This window comes from bacterium, assembly GCA_026398675.1.
Lineage (GTDB): Bacteria > RBG-13-66-14 > RBG-13-66-14 > RBG-13-66-14 > RBG-13-66-14 > RBG-13-66-14.
Window position 1 is genome coordinate 1 of sequence record JAPLSK010000239.1, and the last position, 6813, is coordinate 6813.

The 6813-nt window shown below is 63.9% G+C and carries 6 protein-coding genes; 2 read left to right on the top strand and 4 right to left on the bottom strand.

Annotated features, from left to right (window positions below; translation table 11 throughout):
* Nucleotides 1–1121, top strand: a 1121-nt coding sequence (locus NTW26_07560; protein ID MCX7022110.1) for an acetyl-CoA C-acetyltransferase, incomplete at its 5' end; no start/stop codon positions are given.
* An 81-nt stretch (nt 1122–1202) separates the two neighbouring features.
* Here NTW26_07560 and NTW26_07565 read toward each other — a convergent pair.
* Both NTW26_07565 and NTW26_07570 read right to left on the bottom strand, forming a co-directional pair.
* Complete coding sequence (locus NTW26_07565) at nt 1203–1979, bottom strand: acyl-CoA dehydratase activase (protein ID MCX7022111.1); 777 nt, start codon at nt 1977–1979, stop codon at nt 1203–1205.
* A 47-nt stretch (nt 1980–2026) separates the two neighbouring features.
* Nucleotides 2027–3298 (bottom strand): double-cubane-cluster-containing anaerobic reductase, encoded by a 1272-nt coding sequence (locus NTW26_07570; GenBank protein MCX7022112.1) that lies wholly within the window; start codon nt 3296–3298, stop codon nt 2027–2029.
* 656 nt (nt 3299–3954) lie between these two features.
* Between NTW26_07570 and NTW26_07575 the strand changes: the two genes are divergently transcribed.
* Entirely contained in the window at nt 3955–5208 is a 1254-nt protein-coding gene (locus tag NTW26_07575) for a Glu/Leu/Phe/Val dehydrogenase (protein ID MCX7022113.1), read from the top strand.
* A gap of 239 nt (nt 5209–5447) precedes the next feature.
* Here the strand turns inward: NTW26_07575 and NTW26_07580 are convergent, their stop codons facing one another.
* Nucleotides 5448–6113, bottom strand: coding sequence for a hypothetical protein (locus NTW26_07580; GenBank protein ID MCX7022114.1), 666 nt, complete (start codon nt 6111–6113; stop codon nt 5448–5450).
* 244 nt (nt 6114–6357) lie between these two features.
* On the bottom strand, nt 6358–6813 hold a 456-nt coding region (locus NTW26_07585; protein MCX7022115.1), incomplete at its 5' end, for a sigma-54-dependent Fis family transcriptional regulator.

The window sequence follows — 6813 nt, forward strand, 5'->3', positions numbered from 1 at the left end:
TGGCCCCGATGAAGGCCCCGGAGTTCGGCGCGGTCTGCGTCGCCGAAGCGGTCAAGCGGGCGGGAATCAAGCCCTCGGACGTGGAAGAGGTCATCATGGGCAACGTCGTCTCGGCGGGCATAGGCCAGGCCCCGGCACGGCAGGCGGCGGTCAAGGGCGGCATCCCGCCCGAGGTGGGCGCCACCACCATCAACAAGGTCTGCGGCTCGGGGCTCAAGGCCGTCATCCTGGCGGCCCAGGTCATCAAGTCCGGCGACGCCGACTGCATCCTGGCCGGCGGGCTAGAGTCCATGTCCAACGTGCCCCACTACTTCTTCAAGGGCCGCTTCGGCCAAAAGTTCGGCAACATGGACCTGGTGGACGGCATGATCCACGACGGCCTCTGGTGCGCCTTCGAGGACCAGCACATGGGGACCATCGGCGACTGGACCGCCCAGAAGTCGGGCATTAGCCGGGAGGAGCAGGACAAGTGGTCCGCGGGGAGTCACGCGAAAGCCGTGGCGGCGATCAAGGGCGGCAAGTTCAAGGCCGAGATAGTCCCCGTCGCGATTCCCCAGCGCAAAGGCGATCCCATCATCTTCGACACCGACGAGGGGCCCCGCGAGGACACCAACGTGGAATCGCTGGCCAAGCTGCGCCCCGCCTTCTCCAAGGACGGCACCATCACCGCCGGGAACGCGCCGGGCCTGAACGACGGCGCCTCGGCCATGATCGTCCTCTCCGCCGAGGCGGCCAAGAAGCTGGGCGTGAAGCCCCAGGTCCGCATCACCGGCTACGCCACCGGCGGCACCTCGCCCAAGGAGCTCTTCTACGCCCCCATCGTGGCGGTGAAGAAGCTGATGAAGCAGGCCGGTACCAAAATCGGCGACTACGACCTCATCGAGGTCAACGAGGCCTTCAGCGCCCAGGTGCTGGCCGACGGCAAGGAGCTCGGTTGGGACTGGAACCGGGTCAACGTCAACGGCGGCTCGGTGGCGCTGGGGCACCCCATCGGGGCCAGCGGCGCCCGCGTCCTGACCACCCTCATCTACGCCATGTTTGACCGCGGCGCCAAGACCGGCCTGGCCACCCTGTGCCTGGGCGGCGGCAACGCCGTGGCCCTGAGCGTCGAGCGCATTTAAACAAGGGGCTTAAGCCCCTTGCCTAGCCCTTTGCCCAACGAAAAGCGCCCCCCGGGGCGCTTTTTTTAGTTCCGGGAAATTTCACGCGCCGCCCAGGGCCAGAAGCGCCGCGCCGTAGGCCCCGTTTAGCTGCGGCTCGGGAATGACCGCGACCTCCACCCCGAGGAACTCGCCCAGCGAGGCCGCCACGGCCGGGTTGAAGGCCACGCCGCCGGAGAGGTAGACCTCCCCGCGCAGGCCGACCTTCTTCGCCATGCCGCCCACCCGCTCGGCCACGCCACGGTGCAGGCCCCGGGCTATCTCCCCCCGCGGCGTTCCCCGGGCCAGGAGGCTCACCACCTCGCTCTCGGCGAAGACGGTGCACATGCTTGATATCTTGACCCCCTTCTCCGCCTCGATCGCCAGGGCCGCCAGGTGGGCCAGGTCGGTCTCCAGCGCCCGGGCCATGACCTCCAGGAAGCGGCCCGTCCCGGCGGCGCAGCGGTCGTTCATCAGGAAGCGCTCCACCTTGCCGGACCCGGTGACGGAAATCGCCTTGGTGTCCTGGCCGCCGATGTCTATGAGGGTGAAGGCTTCTCCGATGCGCGCGAAGGCCCCCCGCGCGTGGCAGGTTATCTCGGTCACCCGGGAGTCGGCGAAGGGCACGAGCTCCCGGCCGTATCCCGTGGCGACGACGGACCGCAGGTTATCCCTTACAGCACCGGCCTCCGCCAACGCCCGGTCGAGAACCGAAGCCGCGGTCCCAGCGCCGGAGACCCCCGTCGGGGCGAGGGCGCGGCCCAGTATCACCCCGTCGCCGTCCACGACCACGGCCTTCGTCGTTGTGGAACCGACATCTATCCCAGCGTAACAATCCATTCAAAAACCGAGGTGAAGGGGAGGGAAAAACCCTCCCCGTTTCAAGTTTAAAGCGACTCCACGAAGGCGCCGATCCGTGTCTGGAGCTGCCCGAAGTCGCCCATGCCGTAATCCGAATCCAGGTTCAGCACCGGGATGCCTTCCTTCTTCAGCCGGTTCTCCACGTGGCGGGACTCCACCAGGTACGGGGTGCAGAAGCTCAGGGTGTAGTTGACGACCCCCTTGGCCCCGGACTTCCTGCAGAGGTCCACGATGTCGTCCATCCGCTCGGTGTTGGGGGTGAAGCAGGCGCAGTGGATGTCGAAGTGGCGCCGGGCGACGGCGTCCAGGAGGCCGTTCAGGTCGCCGGGCGATTCGTCCACCGTCCCGGAGAAGTACCGGGAGCCGACGCAGCTTTCCTCGGCCACCACGGGCCAACCGGCCGTCTCGATGACGTGGTGCAGCTTCCAATTGGGGATGGCGAAGGGGGTACCCGAGATCATCAGCCGGACGGCGTCCTTGGGGAATACGCCGACGCCGTTCTCGACGCGCCTCTCGCACTCCTCCACCAGCTTCTCGACCGAGGCGGTGAAGCGGACGGGGTCGTCGTAGAAGGCGATTTGATTGACGAGGAGGGCGTCTTTGCCGCTGATGGGGGTGGGATTTTTCCAGCGCAGAGCATTGAGGCGTTGCAGGGCCCGGCGCTTGGCGTTGTGGAGCTTGATGTTCTCTTTCAGCTTTTCGTGAGTGAGCCGGTTGCCGGTGAGCTTCTGGGCCTCGATCACGAACTTGTCCAGCTCGGCCCGCCAGAGCTTTCGCGTGTCGTCGTTCTTGCGGTGGGGGACCTCCATGACGTAAACCGGGTGCATCCCGCCGAGAAGCTCGTAGGCCTTGGTCTTGCCGTCGCAGGTGGTCTCGCCCACGACCAGGTCGGTGGCCTCGAAGTAAGGGCAGATGCGGCCCCGCTTGAACCCGTAGAAGGACTTGATCAGGGGGCAGAGGTTGCGGGGGAGGTCCAACTCGGCGTCGGCCTCCGAGAAATCGGTCCCCGCGCAGAGGCCCACCGAGATGCCGCCCAGGGCGGTGATTATCTCGTCGGGCACGTAGAGGCAGAAGGTGCCGAAAACCTTGCCGCCCTTTTTCTTGTGGTCCAGGAGTTCCTTGATGCGCAGGCCGTGGATTTCGCTTATCACGAAATCAAAATACCCCATCCCTTCGGGCCGGTTCGGCTGCTCGAGGTAGATGGGGGGGTATACTTCGTTCAACAGGGCCAGGAGCCGGTCGTGCTTCTCCAGGTCGAGACCCAGGCCAGCCCACATCGGGCGGTAATCGTCGGACATAGTCCTCTCCTTGGTCGGTGGATTACTCGGGGAGGTTCGACGCCCCGGGACCGGAGAGGACTTTGCAGCCACAGGGAACCACCTAGGTTGGTGGTTCGGTAACCGCCCCATCTCCGGCATTCAACAGTGCTTTTCTGCGGACCCTAACCGGGCCGCGGGGTGCGCCGAAACTGCGCCCAAAGGGGAATCAGGTTCTGGCGTACTTGTAATCGCGGCCTCAGGTATGCCCTAATCGCCGGAGACGGAGCATGATCACCTCCTTTCACTCGACTGGATGTGACGGGGAGATTAACGCACGGCCGGCGGCGGGATGTCAACCGGCCCTCGGAAGGGGATTCCCCCACCTGTGCGTGGCTCTCCCCGGAGGTGAGATTGCGTTTGATAAGCGGAGCGGGGAGGTCATACCGGCCTCCGCCGAATCTCCGGATTCACGGCTGATCCGGGGAATGGTACGGTTATTGCTTTTGGTGTATTAAACGGGAACCGGCGAAACGAAGTAACGCCCCTGACGAAACGAGCGAACCGAGTAATGCCCAGCAAAAAGAAGTAACGCCCCTGGCGAAATGGGCGGACCCGTGTCATCCGAAGTGCAAAAACCAGGTGAGGAAGTCAACCTGCAACCCTGACGTGGATTTACCAGGCCGGGAGGAGGCTCGATGGAAGAGACCTACAGTGCATTTAACCAGGCACAGCGCGAGTTCGAGAAAGTCGCGGAGATGATGAAGCTGGACCCGAGCTACCGGGAGGTGCTCCGGGAGCCGGCCCGCTCGCTCTTGGTCAACGTCCCCGTCCGCATGGACTCGGGCAGGATAAAAACCTTCCCCGGCTACCGGGTGCAGCACAACACCGCCTGCGGCCCGGCCAAGGGCGGGGTGCGCTTCTCGACCGACGTGACCCTGGACGAGGTCAAGGCCCTGGCCATGTGGATGACCTGGAAGTGCTCCCTGGCCGGCATCCCCTTCGGAGGCGCCAAGGGCGGCATCCACGTGGACGTGCACGACCTCTCCGAGGGAGAGCTGGAGCGCCTGTCCCGCCGTTATTTTTCCGAAATCCAGTCCATCGTGGGGCCGGAGAAGGACATCCCGGCGCCGGACATGAACACCGACGCGCGCATCATGGCCTGGTTCATGGACACCTACTCCATGAATACCGGCAACACCACCCTGGGCGTAGTCACCGGCAAGCCGCTGGAGCTGGGCGGATCCCTGGGTCGCGACGCCGCCACCGGCCGGGGCGTTGAAATCAGCACCGTCAACATCCTCAAGAAGAAGGGCATGGATCCCAAGAAGGCCAAGGTGGTCATCCAGGGCTTCGGCAACGTGGGCGCCTGGGCCGCCAAGCTGCTCCACGACGACGGGTGCAAAATCATCGGCCTCTCAGACGTCTACGGGGCGGTCTACAACCCCAAGGGGCTCAACCCCTACGACGCCGTCGAGCGCGCCATGAAGCCCGAGGACAGCGTGAGCAAGCTCCTCCCCGGCGACAAAATCACCAACGACGAGCTCCTCGCGCTGGAGTGCGACGTGCTGGCCCCCTGCGCCCTGCAGAACCAGCTCACCGGGAAAAACGCCGCCAAGGTCCGGGCGAAGATCATCGTCGAGGGCGCCAACGGCCCCACCACCCCGGAGGCGGACCAGGACTTCTTCGAGCGGAGAATCCTGGTGGCGCCCGACTTCCTGGCCAACGCCGGCGGCGTCATCGTCAGCTATTTCGAGTGGGTCCAGGGGCTGGCCTTCTTCTTCTGGACCGAGAGGGAGGTCAACAACAAGCTGGCCACCCTGATGAACCAGAACATAGACAAGGTCTACGCCCTGGCCGAGGAGAAGAATATCTCGATGCGCGACGCGGCGTACGTCTTCGCCATCAAGCGCGTGGCCGACGCCGTTCGCCTGCGCGGCATCTACCCGTAACCCTCGCCGGAAAGCGATGCCTAAACGAAGCCCCTCCAGCGAGGGGCTTTTTTCTTGGCGTCACTTCCTGAAGCCTCTATCACTGGACGACAAAGGCGAGAGGGGCTAGAATATCCCCATCCGCACCGCCTTCCGCTAATGGATACACATTACCGGCGGGGATAAAAAAAGGGGCGTTTTTACCGCCCCTAGATTGGCCGCGCTCAATCCCTTCAAAGAAAAACTTAAGCCAAGCCTCGCTACTCGTACTCCTCGCAGTGCCAGACGCCGCCCTCGGCCTTGGGGAAGGTGCAGGCGGCGGCCTTGTCGCACAGCCGGCAGAGCCCCTTCAGGTTGTTCACGGTGACCTTCTTGGTAGCAGTCTGCGGCTTAGCCGTCTCGACCTTCTGTTCGCCGTCGAACTCGTCGCAGAAGCGGACCGGACGCCCGGCCTGGCGCGGGAAGGTGCAGGTGGCGGACAGCTTGCACGTCCTGCACAGGCCGAGAGGCGTGTGAACCTTCTTCTCCACCGGAACCGCAGTCTTTTTCTTTTCCACCGTCAGGACTGTCGCCGTAGCCATGGTTTCTCCTTGTAAGTTGTTGGACGATCCGGACCGATCCGCTGCGGCGGCGTCGGAGCCTTCCAATTCTTCCTCCTCCCCGTCATACAGACGGGCGAGGACATCCGTTTTGCCCAAAAGAACGTTCGTGAGCCTTTCCGCGATGACATCCCGGCGCTCCAGCCCCTCGAACTCCTCGCACTCGAGAAGCGGCCGGCCCGGCTGGCGCGGGAAGGTGCAGCGCGGCTCGCGCTTGCAGGTCCCACATAGCCCGGGGATTCTTTTCTTCTTCGCCGGCGCCTTGGGGGCCGGTTTGACGAACGCCTTTTTCTTCAGTTTTTCCGGGGAGCTTATTTTGCCGGCCATGACGCCTCCTTCTTTCCGCACCGTTTACTCCGTCCCTTCAGGGGATTTATAAGGCAAGAGGTATGCCAGATGGAGGGCTCGACCCGGAAGAAATGTTTCAGCCGTTTATGTCCTTTTATATCAACGAAATATTCTTATTCAACCGGCGCAGAGGGTAAAAAAACGCCCTAGCGGTCGGCGTTCTCGAATCGGCTTACCCCGGGCGGACCGGGGAATCTCGCACCACCGGGGAGAAATTCCCCGGTCAAGCTACCTCGTCATCCACCTTCCCGCCCCGACTCAGCTTTTCGCGGAGCGTTTTCCGGTCAATGTCCAGAATCTTGGCCGCCTGGGTCTTGTTCTGACCCACCTCCTCCAGCACGTTCTTGATGTACTCGGCCTCGACCTCCGCCAGGGTGCGGTTCAGGCGCCCTCCGGACGGGACGCTGTAGCGCATGTGGGAGGGCAGGTCGCTCACATCCAGCGTCTCACTCTCGACCATGACCATCAGGCGCTGGACCAGGTTCTCCAGCTCACGCACGTTGCCCGGCCAGCTGTAGCTGACTAAAACCCGCAGCGCGTCGTCGCTGAAATCCGCCAGGGGCCGATCTAGCTCCAGGGCGTACTTGCCGATGAAGTGCCGCGCCAGGAGCAACACGTCCTCCCCGCGTTCGCGCAGCGGCGGGAGGTCTATGTTGATCACGTTCAGCCGGTAGTAGAG